Consider the following 17656-nt stretch of genomic DNA (forward strand, 5'->3'; position numbering starts at 1 on the left):
TCAAGCGGAATATATGAAAATCCTATGCACTCTCAAGGTGCGGTTTCACCCCTGTTTAAGCAGATTGACGCCATGGTGGGGCAGGAACCTTCAAGAGGGTGAGAGCCATGTATCTCAAGAAAGTCGATGGGCCAAGGGCGGTGACCCTGCCTGATGGAACCGTGATGACACTGGCGGACCTGCCGCCCCCCGAGACCTGCCGATGGGTCGTGTCACGCAAGCTGGCGGTGGTGCGGGGCGTGGCCTACGGGTTGATCAGCGAGGGTGATGCGCTCAAGCAGTATGGATTGAGCGAGGAGGAATTTCATGAATGGGTTCAGTCGGTTATGCGGGATGGCACCGAGGGGTTGAAAGCCACGTTCCACCAGAAAAGGAAAGAATGACTGGACAACCATAGGGAGAGTACGTAATTTGTTCTTCATCGGTAACCTGTAGTTAACCAATATTGTCCAAGGTTGGTCAGGAACCTGAACAACCAAAGTGGAGACCCCCTTATGCGAGTGCTGCTGGTAGAAGATGACCCCACAACGTCGAAAAGCATCGAGTTGATGCTGACCCATGCCAACCTGAACGTCTATACCACGGACCTTGGGGAGGAAGGGATCGACCTTGCCAAATTGTATGACTATGACCTGATCCTTCTGGACCTTGGCCTGCCGGATATGCCGGGGCACGAGGTGCTGCGGCAGGTGCGGCTGGCCCGGATCGAAACGCCCATCCTGATCCTCAGCGGGGCGGATGACACCGAAAGCAAGATCAAGGGCTTTGGCTTTGGCGCCGATGATTACCTGACCAAACCGTTTCACCGCGAGGAACTGGTGGCGCGGATTCACGCGATCATCCGCCGCTCCAAGGGGCATTCGCAATCGGTCATTCGCACCGGCAAGATCAACGTCAACCTGGATGCCAAGACGGTGGATGTGGAGGGCAAGACCGTCCACCTGACCGGCAAGGAATACCAGATGCTTGAGCTGCTGAGCCTGCGCAAGGGCACGACCCTGACCAAGGAGATGTTCCTCAATCACCTTTACGGCGGCATGGATGAACCGGAGTTGAAGATCATCGATGTCTTCATCTGCAAGCTGCGCAAGAAACTGTCGGAGGCGACGGGCGGCGACAGTTATATCGAAACGGTCTGGGGACGCGGTTATGTCTTGCGTGACCCGGAACCGAACGAGATGGGCGATCAGCCCTTGGCCATCGGGGCCTGATCCCGGTCGTCTTTGGCCCGGCATCTCCCCCCAGATGTCCCCGGGCCGAAAAGAGGGGCGCGCTGCCGAACCCGGTGGCGCGCCTTTTTCGTTGCGCTGCACCTTTGCCTCCCGACTTTGGTACGTTGTGATTTGCATCGGAGCACTGGACCTCAGCGGCGCTGGGGCCTAACACTTTGAGCGATGAGACCCGGGTCTGGGCGGCCTGTTGGATGAGGGGGTACGGATGAGCGACGAGGTGGCGGTGAAAAGCCTGGGCGAGGCAGAGGCGAAGGCCGAGTTGGAGCGGCTGGCCAAAGCGATTGCCCGCGCGAATGCCGCCTATCACACCCATGACGCGCCCGAGATCACGGATGCCGAATTTGACGCCCTGAAGGCCCGCAACGCGGCGATCGAGGCGCGGTTCCCGCATCTCAAGCGCACCGACAGCCCCAGCGAAAGCGTGGGCGCGGCCCCGGCGGAGGGCTTTGCCAAGGTCACCCATGCGGTGCGGATGCTGAGCCTTGGCAATGCCTTCGAGGATGAGGACATCAGTGATTTCGACGAGCGTATCCGCCGTTATCTCGGGATGGGTGAGGCCGAGGCACTGCATTACACCAGCGAGCCGAAGATCGACGGGCTGAGCCTGTCGTTGCGTTATGAGGGGGGGCGGCTCGTGCAGGCGGCGACGCGGGGCGACGGGGCCGTGGGCGAGAATGTCACCGCCAATGCCCGCACCATCGACGATATTCCCGAGCGTCTGGAGGGGGCGCCCGATGTTCTGGAGGTGCGCGGCGAGGTTTACATGAGCCACGCCGATTTCGAGGCGCTGAACACCCGGCAGACCGAGCGGGGCGACAAGACATTTGCCAACCCGCGCAACGCCGCCGCCGGGAGCCTGCGACAGTTGGATTCGCGGATCACCAAGGCGCGGCCCTTGAGGTTTTTCGCCTATGCCTGGGGCGAGGTGAGCGCGCCATTGGGCGAGACACAGATGGGCGCGATTGAGCGGTTGCAGGGGCTGGGGTTCGTGACCAATCCGCTGACAGCCTTGTGCGATGGACCGCGCGAGATGCTGGCGCATTACGGCAGGATCGAACAGATGCGCAGCGAGTTGGGCTATGACATCGACGGGGTGGTGTACAAGGTTAATGACCTTGCCCTGCAAAAGCGGCTGGGATTCCGTAGTACCACGCCGCGTTGGGCGATTGCGCATAAGTTTCCCGCTGAACTGGCCTGGACCCGGCTGGAGGGGATCGACATCCAGGTGGGGCGGACCGGCGCGCTGTCGCCGGTGGCGCGGCTGCATCCGGTGACGGTGGGCGGTGTGGTGGTCAGCAACGCCACCCTGCACAACGAGGATTACATCGCCGGGCGCGATGCCAAGGGCAATGAAATTCGTGGCGGCAAGGATATTCGCGTGGGCGACTGGGTGCAGGTGTACCGCGCGGGTGATGTCATCCCGAAGGTGGCGGATGTGGACCTTGCCAAGCGGCCCGAAGGGGCCGAGCCCTATGTGTTTCCGCAGGAATGCCCGGAGTGCGGCAGTGATGCGATCCGTGAGGATGGTGATGCGGTGCGCCGCTGTACCGGGGGCCTGATCTGCCCCGCGCAGGCGGTGGAAAAGCTCAAGCATTTTGTGTCACGCGCGGCCTTTGACATCGAAGGGCTGGGTGCGAAACAGGTGGAGCAGTTTTACCTTGATGGCTGGATCAAGGAGCCCGCGGATATTTTCACTTTGAAAGAACGCTATGGGCCGGGGTGCCTGACCCAGTTGAAGAACCGTGAAGGCTGGGGCGAAAAAAGCGCCGAGAAGCTGTTTGAGGCGATTGATGCGCGGCGTGAAATCGCGCTCGGCCGAGTGATTTTCGCGCTGGGTATCCGCCATGTGGGCGAACAGGTGAGCAATATGCTGGCCCGGTTTTATGGCACATGGGGGGATTTCATCGCTGCAATGGACGGAGCCGCCGAGATGGAAGGCCCGGAGTGGGAGCGGCTTCTGGGGATCGACGGTGTGGGCGAGGTTCTGGCGCAAAGCCTTGTGACGACATTCGCGCAGGAGCATGAGCGCGCAAGTATCAACCGGCTGGTGGCGCATCTGGAGATCGAAGCGGCGGAGCGCCCTGATACTGAAGGCAGCCCCGTGGCGGGCAAGACGGTGGTGTTCACCGGCAGCTTGGAAAAGATGACCCGCGCCGAGGCCAAGGCGCGGGCGGAATCGCTGGGCGCGAAAGTGTCGGGAAGCGTCAGTGCCAAGACTGATTTGGTGGTCGCTGGCCCCGGCGCGGGCAGCAAGGCGAAAAAGGCCGAGGAGTTGGGGGTCGAGATGATCGACGAAGACGGCTGGCTAGACTTGATCGGGGATGCATGAGCACGCGGCCTGAAATCCTTTTCCCGCTGTTTGCGGGGCTTGAAACGCTGGAGGGCGTGGGGCCGAAAAGTGCGCAGAACATGGGTGCTTTGGCGATTGAGAAGCCGCGCGATGTGCTGTTCACGCTGCCCTATTCCGGGGTCGACCGGCGCAAGCGGGACACGGTGCAGGGGGCCGAAATTCCCGGTGTGGTGACGGTCGAGGTGACCGTGGGCCGCCACACGGCGCCGCAACGCCGCGGCGGGCCGTATCGGGTCTATGTGGAGGATGCGGCGACCTCGTTTCCCTTGGTGTTTTTCCATGCGCGGGACGAATATTTACGGCGGATTTTGCCGACGGGGGCGCGGCGCGTGGTCTCGGGCAAGGTGGAACTGTTCGACGGCATGGCGCAGATGGTTCACCCCGAGCATATCCTGCCCCCCGAGGAGGCGGGAGATATCCCGGATTTCGAGCCGGTTTATCCGCTGACCGCTGGCGTCACGCAGAAAACCATGATGAAGGCTGTCGGCAGTGCCTTGGCGCGTGTGCCGGACCTGCCGGAATGGATCGACCCCGCGCAGAAGGCGCAAGCCGGCTGGCCCGATTGGGCCGAAGCGGTGCGTGCGGCGCATACCCCTGAAGATATGGGCGATCTGAGCCCGGCGCATCCGGCGCGCGAACGGCTGGCCTATGACGAGTTCATGGCGCACCAGATGACGCTGGCCTTGGCGCGGGCCAAGTTGCGCCGGGGCAAGGGGCGGGCGACCGTGGGTACGGGGAATTTGCAGGCCAAGGTCTTGGAGGCTTTGCCCTATGAATTGACAGGCGCGCAGACCCGCGCGATTGCCGAGATCGCCGAGGATATGGCCGCGCCGCGCCGGATGAACCGCCTGCTTCAGGGCGATGTGGGCGCGGGCAAGACGCTTGTGGCTTTGAAGGCGCTATTGATTGCCGTGGAAGCAGGTGGGCAGGGGGTGATGATGGCCCCGACCGAGATTCTGGCGCGTCAGCATTTGCAAGGCTTGACCCCCTTGGCCGAGGCGGCGGGCGTGGTGATCGAGATATTGACGGGCCGTGACAAGGGGGCAGAGCGGCGCGCCAAGCTGGAGGCCCTGAAGCGGGGCGATATCCAGATCCTTGTGGGCACCCATGCGGTTTTTCAAAAGGACGTGGAATTTGCCGATCTGCGGCTGGCCATCGTGGATGAGCAGCACAGGTTCGGGGTGCGGCAGCGGCTGGAACTGGGCAAGAAGGGGGCTCAGGCCGATGTTCTGGTGATGACGGCGACGCCGATCCCGCGCAGCCTGTCATTGGCGCAATATGGCGACATGGATGTGAGCGTGCTGGACGAAAAACCGCCCGGGCGCAAACCGATCAAGACCGCCTTGGTGAACATGGCGCGGATGGACGAGGTGGTGGAACACCTGCGCCGCGCGGTGGCGGAGGGACGGCAAGCCTATTGGGTGTGCCCCTTGGTCGAGGAAAGCGAGGCTGTGGACCTGTCCAGCGCCGTGGACCGCTTCAAACGGTTGCGCGCGGCCTTGGGCGAAGGGGTGGTGGGCCTTGTGCACGGGCAAATGCCCCCCGATGAAAAAGACGCGGCCATGGCGGCGTTTCAAAAGGGCGAAACCAGTGTTCTGGTTTCGACCACGGTGATCGAAGTGGGGGTGGATGTGCCCAATGCCTCGATCATGGTGATCGAGCGGGCCGAGCACTTCGGCCTTGCCCAGTTGCACCAGTTGCGCGGGCGTGTGGGGCGCGGCGAGGCGGCCTCGACCTGCCTGTTGATGTATCAAGCGCCGCTGAGCGAGGGGGGCGAGAAACGCCTGACCACCATGCGCGACACCGAAGACGGGTTTCGCATCGCCGAGGTAGACCTTGAGATGCGCGGGGCGGGCGATCTGATCGGCACCGCGCAATCGGGGCTGCCGCGCTTCCGGGTGGCGGACATGGAAAGCCAATCGGCGCTGATGGCGGTGGCGCAATCGGATGCCCGGAAGCTTCTGGCCGAGGATGCGGATTTGACCAGTGAGCGGGGGCAGGCGGCCCGTGTTCTGCTGTGGTTGATGGAACAGGATCAGGCGATCCGGTTGATTTCGGTCGGCTAGGGAAATCCCGTGATTCCAAGGGTTTGATCCAGAAAATCCTTAAAAGTTCGCAAATGTTCTAAAAAAGTTCTTGCTTTTTGTTCCTCAAAATGAGAACAAAGTAGCAACTTAGGAACACGGGATAAGGAGGCCACCATGCTTCGCCAGATCAAGACAGCCGCCGAAAGCTCCTCCGAGACATTGCTTGGAGATTTCATTGGCGCCGCCGCCCTGATGGTGACACTGGTTGCCGGTCTCTACATCCCGGGTTTCATCTGAGTTTCTGCCTGCGACGCTTCGCACCTGCTGCCTGCATCCTGTCCCCAATGTTGATGCATGTGACATAGCCTGTCCCACTGTCCCGCCGGGTCTGCCTCAAATCCCCGGTTCTGCGGCAGGTCACACGAAGCCGAGCTTTCCCTGCCGCCGCCGCTGTTTCAGCGCGCGGCGGTTTTTTTTCATGGAAACCGCAATTGACCGCGGGCAATGCGAGGTGGGGGCGCGGGGAGCAGGTTGAGAGCGCAATCTGCAAGGAGGACTGTAAAATGAGACTTTTCGGTCAAGCGTGCTTTTTGACGATGGTTTTAGGGGCGAGTGGGACAGTAACGGCGCAGGAAGGCTTTGGAGAAGCTGAGTACATGAATTCCTGTGCGCAATGTCACGGGGCGGACGGAACCGGCAGTGGCCCGATGGCGGGGTACCTGACCACCAGTCTTCCTGATCTTACGATGCTGAGCGCGGATAATGGCGGGATATTCCCGGTGGAACGCGTTTACGAGGTTGTCGATGGCCGTGCCGATATCGGCCCGCACGGCAGCCGTGAAATGCCGGCTTGGGGAATGCGATATACCTATGATGCAGAGGCGCGCCCGATGATCGACTATGCCCCGGCACCAGAAGCGCAGGCGCGCGTGCGTATCCTGTCGTTGGTCGAGTACTTGGCTGGCATGCAGAAATAACGCCCCGCGTCAGGCGCAGGAATGGGCCGCATTGGCCTGTTCCATGGCCTCGACCGTGGCCTCGAGCGTGAGCAGGATGGAGGCGTGGCGATTCTTGTAGTCGCGGGCGGGGCGCAGCACTTCGAGCCCGTCGAAGGGTGCGGGCGGTGTGGGGCCGTCGGATTTCAGCATGGCCTTGAGGGCATCGCGGGCCTCGGTCACCTGGGGCAGCGTGCAGCCGATGATTGCCCGCCCCACCACGCTGGCCGCGGCCTGGCCCAAAGCACAGGCCTTCACCTCGGCGGCGTAATCGGTGATTTTCTCGCCATCGGTGACCAGGTCCACGGTGACGGTCGAGCCGCAAAGCGGCGCGCGGCGTTTGACCGTGGCCTCGGGGGCCTCGAGCCGCCCGTGGTGCGGAATATCGGCGGCCAGTTCGAGAATCCGGGCCGAGTAAAGCTTGATCAGGTCGGTTTCGCCGCTCATGGCTTTCCCTTTCGCGTGACACCCCATAGATAGAGGCCATGACGGCAGATGCAAAAGGTTTTCCTCCATGAATTTCGATGCTTCGACACTAAAGTACGACGACAAGGGCCTTATTCCGGCGGTCGCACAGGACCATGAAAGCGGTGAGGTTCTGATGGTGGCATGGATGAATGCCGAGGCCGTGGCGCGGACGCTGGAGACCGGGCGCGTGACCTATTGGAGCCGGTCGCGGCAGGCGTTTTGGATCAAGGGAGAGACCTCGGGGCATGTGCAGGAATTGATCGAGATGCGGGTGGATTGCGACCGCGATTGCCTGTTGGTGTTGATCCGGCAGGAGGGGCCGGCCTGTCACACCAACCGGCGGAGTTGTTTTTACACGGCTGTGCGGGATGGTGCGGAAGTGGAGATCATGGCGCCTGTGTCCGAGTGAGGCGCTTGTGGGGGTTTTCCACCCCCACACCCCCGGAGAGTATTTCAGGAAAGATGAAGCGGTGTCACAGGCCGATCATGTGCCGGATATCGTGAGGGGTTTTGCCCATCGCGCGGTAGCTGGCGATGGCGCGGGCGTCATCGCGTTTGGCAAGGCGTCGGCCCGTATCGTCGCGGATCAGGCGGTGGTGGTGATAGATTGGTGTGGGCAGGCCCAGCAGGCGTTGCAGCAGGACGTGGATTTGCGTGGCTGTAAAGAGGTCTTGGCCGCGGATGACATGGGTGATGCCTTGGTCGGCATCGTCGCAGACCACGGAGAGGTGGTAGGAAGCGCCCATGCCGGGGCGGGCGAGGGCCACGTCGCCGACGGTTTTGATCATATCTTGTGGGGTGATGGTTCCGGTTTCGCCCTCGGGGCCTTGGCCGGTTTCGATGAAATTCAGGGGCGGGTCGAGGCGCGTCAGGGCGCGTGCCATGTCGAGCCGCAAGGGGGTGTCGGGCATGGGGCCTGTCGGTGGGGTGTTCGGGCGGCAGGTGCCGGGATAGATCAGCCCGTCTGGCCCATGCAGCGGGGCGCCTTCTTGCGGCGCGGAGGCGGCGGCGCGAATGTCGGCGCGGCTGCATGAACAGGGGTAGAGAAGCCCTTGATTCCAAAGGATTTGTAGCGCTTCACGATAGCGTGAGAGGCGATCGGACTGGCGCAGGACGGGCGTGGGCCAGTCGAGACCCAGCCAGTGCAGGTCGTCGTAGATCTGCGCCTCCCATACGGGACGGGAGCGGGATTGATCGAGATCGTCGATGCGCAGGTGAAAACTGCCACCCGCCGCTTGGGCCATGTCGAAGGCGGTGAGCGCCGAGAAGGCATGGCCGAGGTGCAGAGGGCCGGTTGGCGATGGGGCGAAGCGCGTGGTGAAAGTCATGTGATTACAGGTGCTTCGCGAGTGATCTTCATGCCGTTTCAGGTGCTTTGACGTGATCCAGCCAATCGGTCCAAGCGGCTTTGGCGCGGTCGGTATAGGCCTTGTATCGGTCCTTGCGCCCACGGCGCCCGCCCTTGAGGCCATCGACCGGGCGGAAGAGGCCGAAATTGACGTTCATCGGTTGGAAAGTCTTGGCCTCGGCCCCGCCGGTGATGTGGTGGATGAGGGCGCCCATGGCGGAATCCTGCGGCACCGGGGGCGGGGTCTGGCCCAAGATCTCGGCGGCGGCCATACGGCCCGCGAGAAGGCCCATGGCGGCGGATTCGACGTAGCCTTCGACGCCGGTGATCTGGCCCGCGAAACGAATATGGGGTTTTGAGTGCAGGCGCATTTGGTTGTCCAGCAGCGTTGGCGAGTTGATGAAGGTGTTGCGGTGAATGCCGCCAAGGCGCGCGAAGCTGGCATCCTCAAGTCCGGGAATCATTTTGAAAACAGCGGTTTGCGCGCCGTACTTCATCTTGGTTTGAAAGCCGACGATATTGAACAGCGTGCCAAGCGCGTTGTCGCGGCGAAGCTGCACCACGGCCCAGGGTTTGACATCGGGCTGGTGCGGGTTGGTCAGGCCCACGGGTTTCATCGGCCCATGGCGCAGGGTTTCGCGGCCGCGTTCGGCCATCACTTCGATGGGCAGGCAGCCGTCGAAATAGCCGGCGGTTTCGCCGTCGTGGAACTCGGTCTTATCCGCGGCAAGGAGCGCGTCGATGAAGGCCTCGTATTGGTCGCGGTCCATGGGGCAATTGAGGTAGGCGGTGCGCTCTTCCTCGGTGTCGCCCTTGTCGTAGCGTGATTGCATCCATGCCTTGGACATGTCGATGCTGTCGGCATAGACGATGGGGGCGATGGCATCGAAGAAGGCCAGCGCCTCTTTCCCGGTTTCCTTGGCAATCGCCTGTCCCAAACCTTCGCTGGTCAGCGGGCCGGTGGCGATGATCCAATGGCCATCAGTGGGCAACTCGGAGATTTCGCCGTAGTCAATCGTGACGAGCGGGTGGTTGCGCAGGGTCGCCGTGACGTCCTGTGCGAAGGGATCGCGATCCACGGCGAGGGCGCCGCCTGCGGGCAGGCGGTGTTTGTCGGCGGTGTGCATGATCAACCCGTTGGCGGCGCGCATTTCCCAATGCAGCAGGCCCACGGCGTTTTGCTCATCATCGTCCGAGCGGAAGGAATTGGAACAGACCATTTCGGCCAGATCGCCGGTGCGATGCGCGAAGGTTTCCACCTTGGGGCGCATTTCGTGGATGACCACGGGGACGCCCATGTTCGCGGCTTGCCATGCGGCCTCGGACCCGGCCATGCCGCCGCCGATGATGTGAAGTGTTTTATCCATGTCGCGCGATGTAGGCGATTGGCGGGCGTTTGGAAAGGGTCAGGAGGGGTCCGCGGTGCCGTTATCGACAGGTAGGCCGGAGGGCACGGTTTCAGGCGGGCCGAGGCGGCCCTTGGTCGAGATCGGATCGGTCAAGGCGTGCAGGAAGGCGATGAGGGCGTCGATTTCTGATCCATTGAGAGGAGGGAGGTCGATCGTGATCGCCTGGGAGATGGCCAGCACCTCGTCAAAGTCCCGCATGGCGGGGTCGTGAGGGCCGGGCAACCCGTGTTGCGGCAGGGTGGCTTTTTCCAGCCCGATATATTCGGCCAAGGCGGTTTCCGGGTCGAGGTGATGGCGGATCATGTCGCCCAGATCGGAATAGGCGCCGGAATGGCCGTAGGGTGCGGTGAGGGCCACGTTGCGCAGGGAGGGGGTGCGAAACCGATAGCGGTCTTGCGGTTTGCCGGTGACGTAGCCGCGCCCGTGGTCGGCATGTCCCTTGGGGCCATGGCCTTTGCCGGGGCCGATTTGCGGCACACCCAAGGCGTGAAACTGGTGATCGGTCTGGAAGGGGCCAGAGTGACAGGAGGCGCAGCCGGCTTTGCCGTAGAACAGGGACATGCCACGGAGTTGGTCGTTGTTCAGGGCCGTGTCGTCACCCATCAGGAAGGCATCGAAGGGGCTGTCGGTGGCGCGGAATTCATAGGTGATGAAGGCGGCTATAACGCGGGCGATATCGGTAATGTGAATCGGCTCCCCGCGGCCGTTCAGCCATTCGAAACGGCGGCGGTAATCGGGGATTCGCGCCACGCGGGCGGCAATGGCCTGCCATGCGCCGGAATGGCCGGTGATCTGCCCTTGGGCAACCAGATCGGCCACCGGGTTTTCACCGGGCTGTCCGGCCATTTCATTGGGTGCCACCATGGGCATGAGGGCCTGGGCCGCGAGAAGGGGCAGGGGCCGTTCGAGGTGTTGGCCTTTGGGCAGGCGGACGCCGAAGCGTTGGCTTGCGTCGATCTCGACCCGGCCATCGTGAAAGAGGGCCTTGAATTCCTGTGCGCCGAGGTTGAACAGCGCGGGCGCGTTGCGGGGCACAAGGGTGCGAGGCGGATTTTCGGGGGTGGCCCGGCGGGTTTTCCCATGGCCAATTCCACCTTCGCCGACATTGAGTGAGAGGCCATCGGCACTGGCGTGATCGGGGTGATGGCAAGAGGCGCAAGAGATGTTGCGATTGCCTGAAAGGATGGGATCGAAGAACAAATCCCGTCCTAAAAGAACAGAAGTGGCCCCGGGGGTCGGAAAGTCCGCACGGGTCGCCGGTTCGGGCAAATCAGCGGCCAGAGAGAGGCTGGCTTGGAGGGACAATATCCCGGTGGCGACCCATGTACGCATGATGACAAACAGACTTCCCATCACGCCCCCTAAGTCCCCGTTTATCGTGCAAAAACCGGCCGGAAAACGTCAAATGTGGAAATAATGTGGCGCAAAATTGGAAACACTGCCTCAATCTCGTGTGTGAGGCGGTGTTTTCAGTGGGCCACGGGGGTTACTGATCCCATTCTGGCGGGCGTTTTTCGAGGAAGGCGGCGATGCCTTCTTCGGTGTCACGGTAGAGCATGTTTTCCACCATGACCTGCCCGGTGTGGGCATAGGCCTGATCGAGGGTCATTTCCAATTGATCATAGAAAGCGCGTTTGCCGATGCGCACGGCGGCGCCGAGTTTGGCGGCCACGGTTTCGGCGAGTTCATCGGTGGCCGCTTCCAGATCGTCATGTGGCACGGCGCGGTTGATCAGTCCGAGGGCCTGTGCACGGTCGGTGTCGATGAATTCGCCCGTCGTCAGCATCTCGAACGCCTGCTTGCGCGGGATATTGCGCGACAGGGCCACCATCGGAGTGGAGCAGAAGAGGCCGATGTTCACGCCATTGACGCCAAAACGGGTGCCTTCGGCGGCCACGGCCATGTCGCAACTGGCGACCAGTTGACAACCCGCGGCGGTGGCGATGCCGTGGGGTTGGGCGATCACCGGCTGGGGCAGGTTGCGAATGGCGGTCATGACCTTGGTGCAGCGCGCGAAAAGATCGGCGAAATAGGCTTTGCCGCCATCCTCGGCCTGACGGCCCTGGGTCATTTCCTTGAGGTCGTGACCGGCGCAGAAGGCCTTGCCCGCCCCCGCGATGATCACCACGCGGATTTTTTCATCCGCCGCCAGCGCTTCGAACTCATCGGACAGCGCGGCCAGCATGGCATCGGACAGCGCATTGAGCTTTTCGGGATGGTTCAGGGTCAGGCGGGCGATGGCGCCTGTATCTTTCCGCTCAAGGATCGGCATCTTGTATCTCCTTCTGGCTTGTGGCCATTCTTAACGGTGAACAGGCAGGGAGGAAAGCATGGGCTTGCAGATGACCATCGAGGAGTTGGACGCCTTCATTGCGGAGGTTTTCCCGCAGGTGGAGGGCGATTTCGTCATCGAGGATCTGGGCGAGATGCGAATCCGGGTGCGGCTTGCGACGGCGGAAAAGCATCTGCGCCCCGGTGGGACGGTGTCGGGCCCGTCGATGTTCGCCTTGGCGGATGTGGCTGTATATATGGCCGTGCTGGCGATGATCGGGCCGCAGGCCTTGGCGGTAACCACCAATTGCAGCATCGATTTCATGCGCAAACCCGAAGCGGGCAAGGATTTGATTGCAGAATGCCGGTTGCTGAAACTTGGCCGGGTACTGGCGGTGGGTGAGGTCTTGATGTTCTCGGACGGCGGCGAGGCCCCGGTGGCGCGCGCAAGCCTGACCTATTCGATCCCGCCGCGATAAAAAATGGGCCGGGAATGCCCCGGCCCAGTCAGGAAGAACCGCGAACGGGTCGCGATCAGGGATTCCAGAAAAGTTTGCGTGCTTCGATGTCCGCCTGATCGGCGGTCAGGCCGACATCCTTGCGCAGGTGGGCAGGCAGGCGTTTGAGGGCGCGCCGGGTGCGGCTGCGCTGTGACCAGAGGGTGACGAGATAAGCGAAACGTACCGCCACGCTGGCAATCGCGGGCAGGGCGTTCTGGGCTGCAAGGGATTGCAGGGCCGAGCGATCGGTGCGCGTGAGGATCGTCATATCATCGTCTCCTTTGGTTTGTGTTGATACAATGTGTCGTGTCGTGCATACAATGCGTAGCATCGCATCGACCTTTCCGCGAGGATTTTATTGTGACCGATACAATTTGGCCGCCAGATTTTACCAAAAGCGCAGGCCCGAAGTACCTTGTGTTGATACAATCTCTGCGCACGGCTGTTCGCTCAGGTGCATTGGAGAGAGGCTACAAGATGCCGACCGTGCGCGATCTGGCGTGGGAGTTGGGCATCACACCGGGCACGGTTGCGCGGGCCTATCGCATGGCGGCCGACGAGGGCTTGGTTGAAACCACCGTTGGCCGGGGCACCTTCGTGGCCGGGGCTGCGCCGGTGCAGGGGGGCGTTTCGCCGGGGGACCCCTTGATTACCGAGGTGGCCACCGATTCCATCGACCTGCGCGCCTGCCGCGTTCTGGACGTGGGGCAGGAGGCGGCCATCCGGGCCGGGCTGTCGCGGCTGTCAGATTCACCGGGGTTCAGTTATCGCGATTATCCCAACAGCCAGACGACCGCCCCGGCACAGACCGCCGTGGCCCGGTGGATCGGGCCGGACAGGGCCGGGCGGTTCGAGACCGGCGATGTGGTCATGGGGCTGGGGGCGCAGCATTCGGTGATCATGGCCTTGCAGACCTGTCTGCATGGGGCGACGCCGGTGATCCTGACCGAGACCCTTTGTTACCCCGGTGTAAGACACGCGGCACGCCTTTTGCGGGCACAGGTGGTGGGCGTCGAGATGGACGAGTACGGGTTGCGGCCTGACCGGCTTGAAGAGGCGCTGCAGAGGCATGGCGGGCAGGTGTTGCTGACCGCGCCCGAGGCGCATAGCCCGACAGCGGTACATACGCCCGTTGAACGCCGTCAAGAGATCGCGCGGATCGCGCAGCGCTATCAGCTTCGGATTATCGAGGATGATTGCCATTGCATCACGCGGCCAGACGCTCCGACCTATCGCGCGATCTGTCCGGACCATGCATGGTATATCTCGTCCTTGACGAAATCCGTGTCGTCGGCCCTGCGGTTTGGCTTTGCCGTCTGTCCGCGTGGGCAGGGGGCGGCAGCGCAGCAGGTGGCGCAATCGTCGTTTTACGGGATGCCGCAACCGATCCTGGACCTGGGCGCGGACCTGATCGACAGCGGGCAGGCGGAAGAGATGCGCGCAGGCGTGGTGCAGGCCGTTCAGGCGCGGGTCAGAATGGCGGTTAACATCTTGGGGCAATGGGATATTTCGTGGCAGCCGAGCTTGCCTTTCATCTGGTTGCGCCTGCCGCAGGGCTGGCGCGGGTCCACCTTCATGCGGGCCTGTGATGCGGCGGGGGTGCAGATCAAATCGGCGGACGAATTCGCCTTGCCTGACGGTCAATCGCCGCATTCGGTGCGGGTGAGCTTGACGCCGGATGTGTCGGAGGCGGTATTGCAGGGTGCGTTGGAGCGGTTGAGTGGCCTGCTTGCGAGGCCCCCGGTCAACGTGGACTTGTGATCAGAACCAGAGGCGGGGTTCGGCGAGCTCCAGGGAATTGCCAGCCGGGTCGCGGAAATACAGGGAATGGGCGCCATTGGGCCAGTCGAACTCAACCTCGGTTGGGTGGCCTGTGGCCTCAAGTCTTTGTTTCCATTGAGTGATTTCATCGCGAGAGGCGGCGAAGCACAGGTGGCCGGGGCCTGTTGCGCCATGGGCGGGAACGGGCAGGCGCGTGTTGCTTGAGCCGTGTTGCGTGGCCTGTGGGTTGAAGATCAGGAGGATCGTCTGCCCCACGCGGTAGAAGATGTGCCGCCCCTCGACGCGCGTGACCTCGGGCAAACCGAGGGTGGTGCCGTAGAATTCTTCTGCCAAATCAAGATCTTCGGCATAAAGCGCGGCTTCGAGAAGGGCGGAAAGGGGCGGGGCATCGGGCAGGGTCATGAGGGGAGGGTAAACCGTGGCAGGCGCATTTCGCAAGTTGTGGATAACTGTCATGAAGGGGTTACAGAGCTGCGGTAGCAGATCGCTAGATATGCTGCTGATCGTGGGGCTTGCCAGTCTGAATACGCGATATATAGTAGCCATGAGGAAGGGGCGGCGTGTCCCGCCCCGGAGCTTTAAACGAGGCTTTGCCGGGTGGGAGACAGATTGACCATGGATGGGGATTTCAGAACAGAGTTCGTCAGGGAGCCAGCGGCGCTCAAGCAGCATCCCGCGCTGGTGCTGAATGCCGATTACAGGCCCTTGTCCTACTATCCCTTGTCGCTCTGGCCGTGGCAGGATGCGGTGAAGGCGGCCTACCTCGATCGTGTTGATATCGTTGCAGAATATGACGACACGGTCCGAAGCCCGAGTACGGTGATACGGATACCGAGCGTGGTTGTCCTGAGAGATTACGTCAAACCCCAAAAGCGCGTGGCCTTCACGCGCTTTAATTTATTCTTAAGGGATGAATTCCGCTGTCAGTACTGCGGGGCGAAGGGGGATTTGACCTTTGACCACGTGGTGCCGCGGGCCAGCGGCGGGATCACCAGTTGGGAAAACGTGGTCGCGGCCTGTTCCCCGTGTAATTTACGCAAGGGGTCCAAGAGCTTACGGCAAGCGAACATGGCCTTGCAGAAGCCGCCGCGCGCGCCGGGGGCGGAGCAGTTACGCAACCTTGGCCGGAAATTCCCGCCCAACCACCTGCACGAAAGCTGGCTTGATTTCCTGTATTGGGACGCCGAATTGGAAGCCTGAGACGGGTTTCGTACGACTCGTACGTTTTGGACGCGCGTTTTGTACGAAAATCCAAGGGGCGAGCGCGAGAAACGTACAAGTTGTACGAAAATGCCGGCGGTCGCTCCTGAGCCGGGGCCCCGGTCAGGCCCGGGGCGGATGGTTTGAGCGACAGTGCGGCTTGAAAGACGGTGCGCGATGAATGTGCCCCCACGGTCAGGGCTTCTGCGTGAGCCGGGCGGTGCCGAAGTCTTGAAAAGACTTCGGTCCGATTTCTTTTGAAGAAATCGGCTTTGTCCGGGTTCGCCCCCCCACCGTACGCCCTGCCTACCACCTTTTAACCTTTCGCTAAGATAACCGATCTCGCTGGAAGGGGCGGGATCGCTGCCTCTCTTGTCCGGGGAAAAGACAAGCAACATGAGGCAGAGCGAACATGGTCTTGATCACCCCCGACGACGGGCCCACGGGCCTGACGACGTCTATCCGGTCGCTGGAGCGCCAACTGGCGGACATGCGCGACGAACTGGAGGCGAAATACGAGCAGCTCAGGGCTGGGGATCTGAGCAATTTGAAGGATGGCGCGAAGGCCACCGCCGAGATTCGGCAATGGTTGAAGATCGCCTTGGAAGCGGAGGTGCAACTTGAAAAGCATCGAAAAAAAGAAAAGGGCATCGTCCATGATTACGCCCTCGACTTCGACGCAGCACGGACTGCGATCGGGTGCCGCCTGGATCGCCTCAGAAGGGCCAGATGCTCAGGACGAGTTCCTCGATGCGTTAAACGAAGGTGAACTTCTGGCGCTGCCCTATCTGTTCGAGTTCTGGGCGTTGGAGCACCAGTTGCCGCCCGAGGGCGATTGGCGGGCCTGGGTCATCATGGGCGGGCGCGGCGCGGGGAAGACCCGCGCCGGGGCCGAATGGGTGCGCACGCAGGTGGAAGGGGCGACGCCGCTTGCGCCGGGGCGCTGTCGGCGGTTGGCCTTGGTAGGGGAAACCATGGACCAGGTGCGCGATGTGATGATCTTTGGCGAAAGCGGGATTATGGCCTGTTCGCCGCCGGACCGGCGGCCCGTCTGGCAGCCGACGCGCAAGCGGTTGTTGTGGCACAACGGGGCCACGGCGCAGGTGTATTCCGCGCATGACCCCGAGGCGTTGCGCGGGCCGCAGTTTGACGGCGCTTGGGTGGATGAACTGGCCAAGTGGAAGCGGGCGCGCGAGACATGGGACATGTTGCAGTTCGGCTTGCGGTTGGGGGAGCATCCGCAGGTCTGCGTGACCACCACGCCGCGCAATGTGGGCGTGTTGAAAGAGGTCGTGGCGCAGGAGAGCACGGTTGTCACCAGTGCGCCCACCGAGGCCAACAGGGCCTATCTGGCGCAGTCTTTCCTTGACGAAGTGCGCACGCGCTATGCCGGGACGCGATTGGGGCGTCAGGAATTGGAGGGCGTGTTGCTGGACGAGGCCGAGGGCGCACTTTGGACCACGCGGATGTTGGAAGCCTTGCAGGTGGACGACCTGCCCGAGCTGGACCGGGTGGTGGTGGCGATCGACCCGCCGGTAACCGGGCGCGAGGGATCGGACGAGTGCGGGATCGTGGTGGCGGGGGCCGTCACCCAAGGCCCGGTGCAGGATTGGCGGGCCTATGTCCTGGCCGATTGCAGCATCGGGGCGGCGAGCCCGTCGAGTTGGGCCAATGCCGCCATTCGCGCGATGGAGCAATTCGGCGCCGAGCGCTTGGTGGCCGAGGTGAACCAGGGCGGGGATCTGGTGGCGCAGGTCATCCGGCAGGTGGACCCGTTGGTGCCGGTAAAGAGCGTTCATGCCAGCCGGGGCAAGGTGACCCGGGCAGAGCCTGTGGCCGCTTTGTACGAGCAGCGGAGGGTGTTCCATGCGCGGGGCCTGGGCGATCTGGAGGACCAGATGTGCGCGATGACGGCGCAGGGGTTCGAAGGCAAGGGCAGCCCCGACCGGGTGGATGCGCTGGTTTGGGCCTTGCATGAGGTGATGATCGTGCCGGCGGCCAAGTGGCGGCGCCCGAGGGTGCGCGCGGTCTGATTTATTTTTCTTAAACTTTTAGGGGTCTGGTGGCTTTCGAC

At 62.5% G+C, this 17656-nt stretch carries 19 protein-coding genes; 12 read left to right on the top strand and 7 right to left on the bottom strand.

The annotated features are described in order from the left end of the window. Positions 1-107: 107 nt before the first annotated feature. The 6 genes from sciP to FDP25_RS16180 all read left to right on the top strand — a co-directional run bounded on the left by sciP (position 108) and on the right by FDP25_RS16180 (position 6586). On the top strand, positions 108-383 hold the full coding sequence (sciP, locus tag FDP25_RS16160) for a CtrA inhibitor SciP (protein WP_154154699.1): 276 nt from the start codon (positions 108-110) through the stop codon (positions 381-383). 111 nt (positions 384-494) lie between these two features. Continuing rightward, positions 495-1211, top strand: a complete 717-nt coding sequence (ctrA, locus tag FDP25_RS16165) for a response regulator transcription factor CtrA (protein WP_154154702.1) — start codon at positions 495-497, stop codon at positions 1209-1211. Between the two features lie 226 nt (positions 1212-1437). Beyond that, positions 1438-3561, top strand: coding sequence for an NAD-dependent DNA ligase LigA (gene ligA / locus FDP25_RS16170; RefSeq protein WP_154154705.1), 2124 nt, complete (start codon positions 1438-1440; stop codon positions 3559-3561). Next, a complete protein-coding gene (gene recG / locus FDP25_RS16175) occupies positions 3558-5648 on the top strand; it encodes an ATP-dependent DNA helicase RecG (RefSeq protein WP_154154708.1) in 2091 nt (696 codons plus the stop codon). The genes ligA and recG overlap by 4 nt, the downstream gene beginning before the upstream one ends. A 135-nt stretch (positions 5649-5783) precedes the next feature. Further along, positions 5784-5906, top strand: coding sequence for a hypothetical protein (locus FDP25_RS17370; protein ID WP_281350487.1), 123 nt, complete (start codon positions 5784-5786; stop codon positions 5904-5906). Between the two features lie 299 nt (positions 5907-6205). Next, a complete protein-coding gene (locus tag FDP25_RS16180) occupies positions 6206-6586 on the top strand; it encodes a c-type cytochrome (protein ID WP_246175977.1) in 381 nt (126 codons plus the stop codon). Positions 6587-6595: 9 nt separating this feature from the next. On the opposite strand, the gene FDP25_RS16185 is transcribed toward FDP25_RS16180, so the two are convergent. Further along, positions 6596-7051 carry an iron-sulfur cluster assembly scaffold protein gene (locus FDP25_RS16185; protein WP_154154714.1) on the bottom strand — a complete coding sequence of 152 codons (456 nt, stop codon included), beginning with the start codon at positions 7049-7051 and terminating at the stop codon, positions 6596-6598. Positions 7052-7118: 67 nt separating this feature from the next. Here FDP25_RS16185 and hisI point away from each other — a divergent pair, with 67 nt between their 5' ends. Continuing rightward, the gene (hisI, locus tag FDP25_RS16190; RefSeq protein ID WP_154154717.1) at positions 7119-7481 is read left to right on the top strand and encodes a phosphoribosyl-AMP cyclohydrolase; all 363 of its coding nucleotides are present in this window, start codon (positions 7119-7121) and stop codon (positions 7479-7481) included. A 64-nt stretch (positions 7482-7545) separates the two neighbouring features. On the opposite strand, the gene gluQRS is transcribed toward hisI, so the two are convergent. The 4 genes from gluQRS to FDP25_RS16210 form a co-directional block, all read right to left on the bottom strand. After that, positions 7546-8400: a tRNA glutamyl-Q(34) synthetase GluQRS gene (gene gluQRS, locus FDP25_RS16195; protein ID WP_154154720.1), complete on the bottom strand. Its 855-nt coding sequence runs from the start codon at positions 8398-8400 to the stop codon at positions 7546-7548. A 28-nt stretch (positions 8401-8428) separates the two neighbouring features. Further along, positions 8429-9787 (bottom strand): methylenetetrahydrofolate--tRNA-(uracil(54)-C(5))-methyltransferase (FADH(2)-oxidizing) TrmFO, encoded by a 1359-nt coding sequence (gene trmFO, locus FDP25_RS16200; protein ID WP_154154723.1) that lies wholly within the window; start codon positions 9785-9787, stop codon positions 8429-8431. Between the two features lie 39 nt (positions 9788-9826). Next, positions 9827-11182 (bottom strand): cytochrome-c peroxidase, encoded by a 1356-nt coding sequence (locus tag FDP25_RS16205; protein WP_246175952.1) that lies wholly within the window; start codon positions 11180-11182, stop codon positions 9827-9829. Positions 11183-11315: 133 nt separating this feature from the next. Then, positions 11316-12101: an enoyl-CoA hydratase gene (locus FDP25_RS16210; RefSeq protein ID WP_154154726.1), complete on the bottom strand. Its 786-nt coding sequence runs from the start codon at positions 12099-12101 to the stop codon at positions 11316-11318. 58 nt (positions 12102-12159) lie between these two features. Here FDP25_RS16210 and FDP25_RS16215 point away from each other — a divergent pair, with 58 nt between their 5' ends. Beyond that, the gene (locus FDP25_RS16215) at positions 12160-12579 is read left to right on the top strand and encodes a PaaI family thioesterase (protein WP_154154729.1); all 420 of its coding nucleotides are present in this window, start codon (positions 12160-12162) and stop codon (positions 12577-12579) included. A gap of 55 nt (positions 12580-12634) precedes the next feature. On the opposite strand, the gene FDP25_RS16220 is transcribed toward FDP25_RS16215, so the two are convergent. After that, positions 12635-12868 (bottom strand): DUF1127 domain-containing protein, encoded by a 234-nt coding sequence (locus tag FDP25_RS16220; protein ID WP_154154731.1) that lies wholly within the window; start codon positions 12866-12868, stop codon positions 12635-12637. 149 nt (positions 12869-13017) lie between these two features. On the opposite strand from FDP25_RS16220, the gene FDP25_RS16225 reads away from it, so the two are divergent. Beyond that, entirely contained in the window at positions 13018-14361 is a 1344-nt protein-coding gene (locus FDP25_RS16225; RefSeq protein ID WP_343032090.1) for an aminotransferase-like domain-containing protein, read from the top strand. On the opposite strand, the gene FDP25_RS16230 is transcribed toward FDP25_RS16225, so the two are convergent. Next, the gene (locus tag FDP25_RS16230; RefSeq protein ID WP_154155109.1) at positions 14362-14784 is read right to left on the bottom strand and encodes a VOC family protein; all 423 of its coding nucleotides are present in this window, start codon (positions 14782-14784) and stop codon (positions 14362-14364) included. It abuts the gene before it with no gap. Between the two features lie 213 nt (positions 14785-14997). Here FDP25_RS16230 and FDP25_RS16235 point away from each other — a divergent pair, with 213 nt between their 5' ends. The 3 genes from FDP25_RS16235 (at position 14998) to FDP25_RS16245 (ending at position 17615) form a co-directional block, all read left to right on the top strand. Next, the gene (locus tag FDP25_RS16235) at positions 14998-15582 is read left to right on the top strand and encodes an HNH endonuclease (RefSeq protein ID WP_154154737.1); all 585 of its coding nucleotides are present in this window, start codon (positions 14998-15000) and stop codon (positions 15580-15582) included. A gap of 412 nt (positions 15583-15994) precedes the next feature. Next, complete coding sequence (locus tag FDP25_RS16240; protein ID WP_154154740.1) at positions 15995-16351, top strand: hypothetical protein; 357 nt, start codon at positions 15995-15997, stop codon at positions 16349-16351. After that, positions 16239-17615 (top strand): DNA-packaging protein, encoded by a 1377-nt coding sequence (locus FDP25_RS16245; protein WP_154154743.1) that lies wholly within the window; start codon positions 16239-16241, stop codon positions 17613-17615. Before FDP25_RS16240 ends, FDP25_RS16245 begins: the two co-directional genes overlap by 113 nt. Positions 17616-17656: the final 41 nt, after the last annotated feature.

The organism is Roseovarius bejariae (assembly GCF_009669325.1).
GTDB lineage: Bacteria > Pseudomonadota > Alphaproteobacteria > Rhodobacterales > Rhodobacteraceae > Roseovarius > Roseovarius bejariae.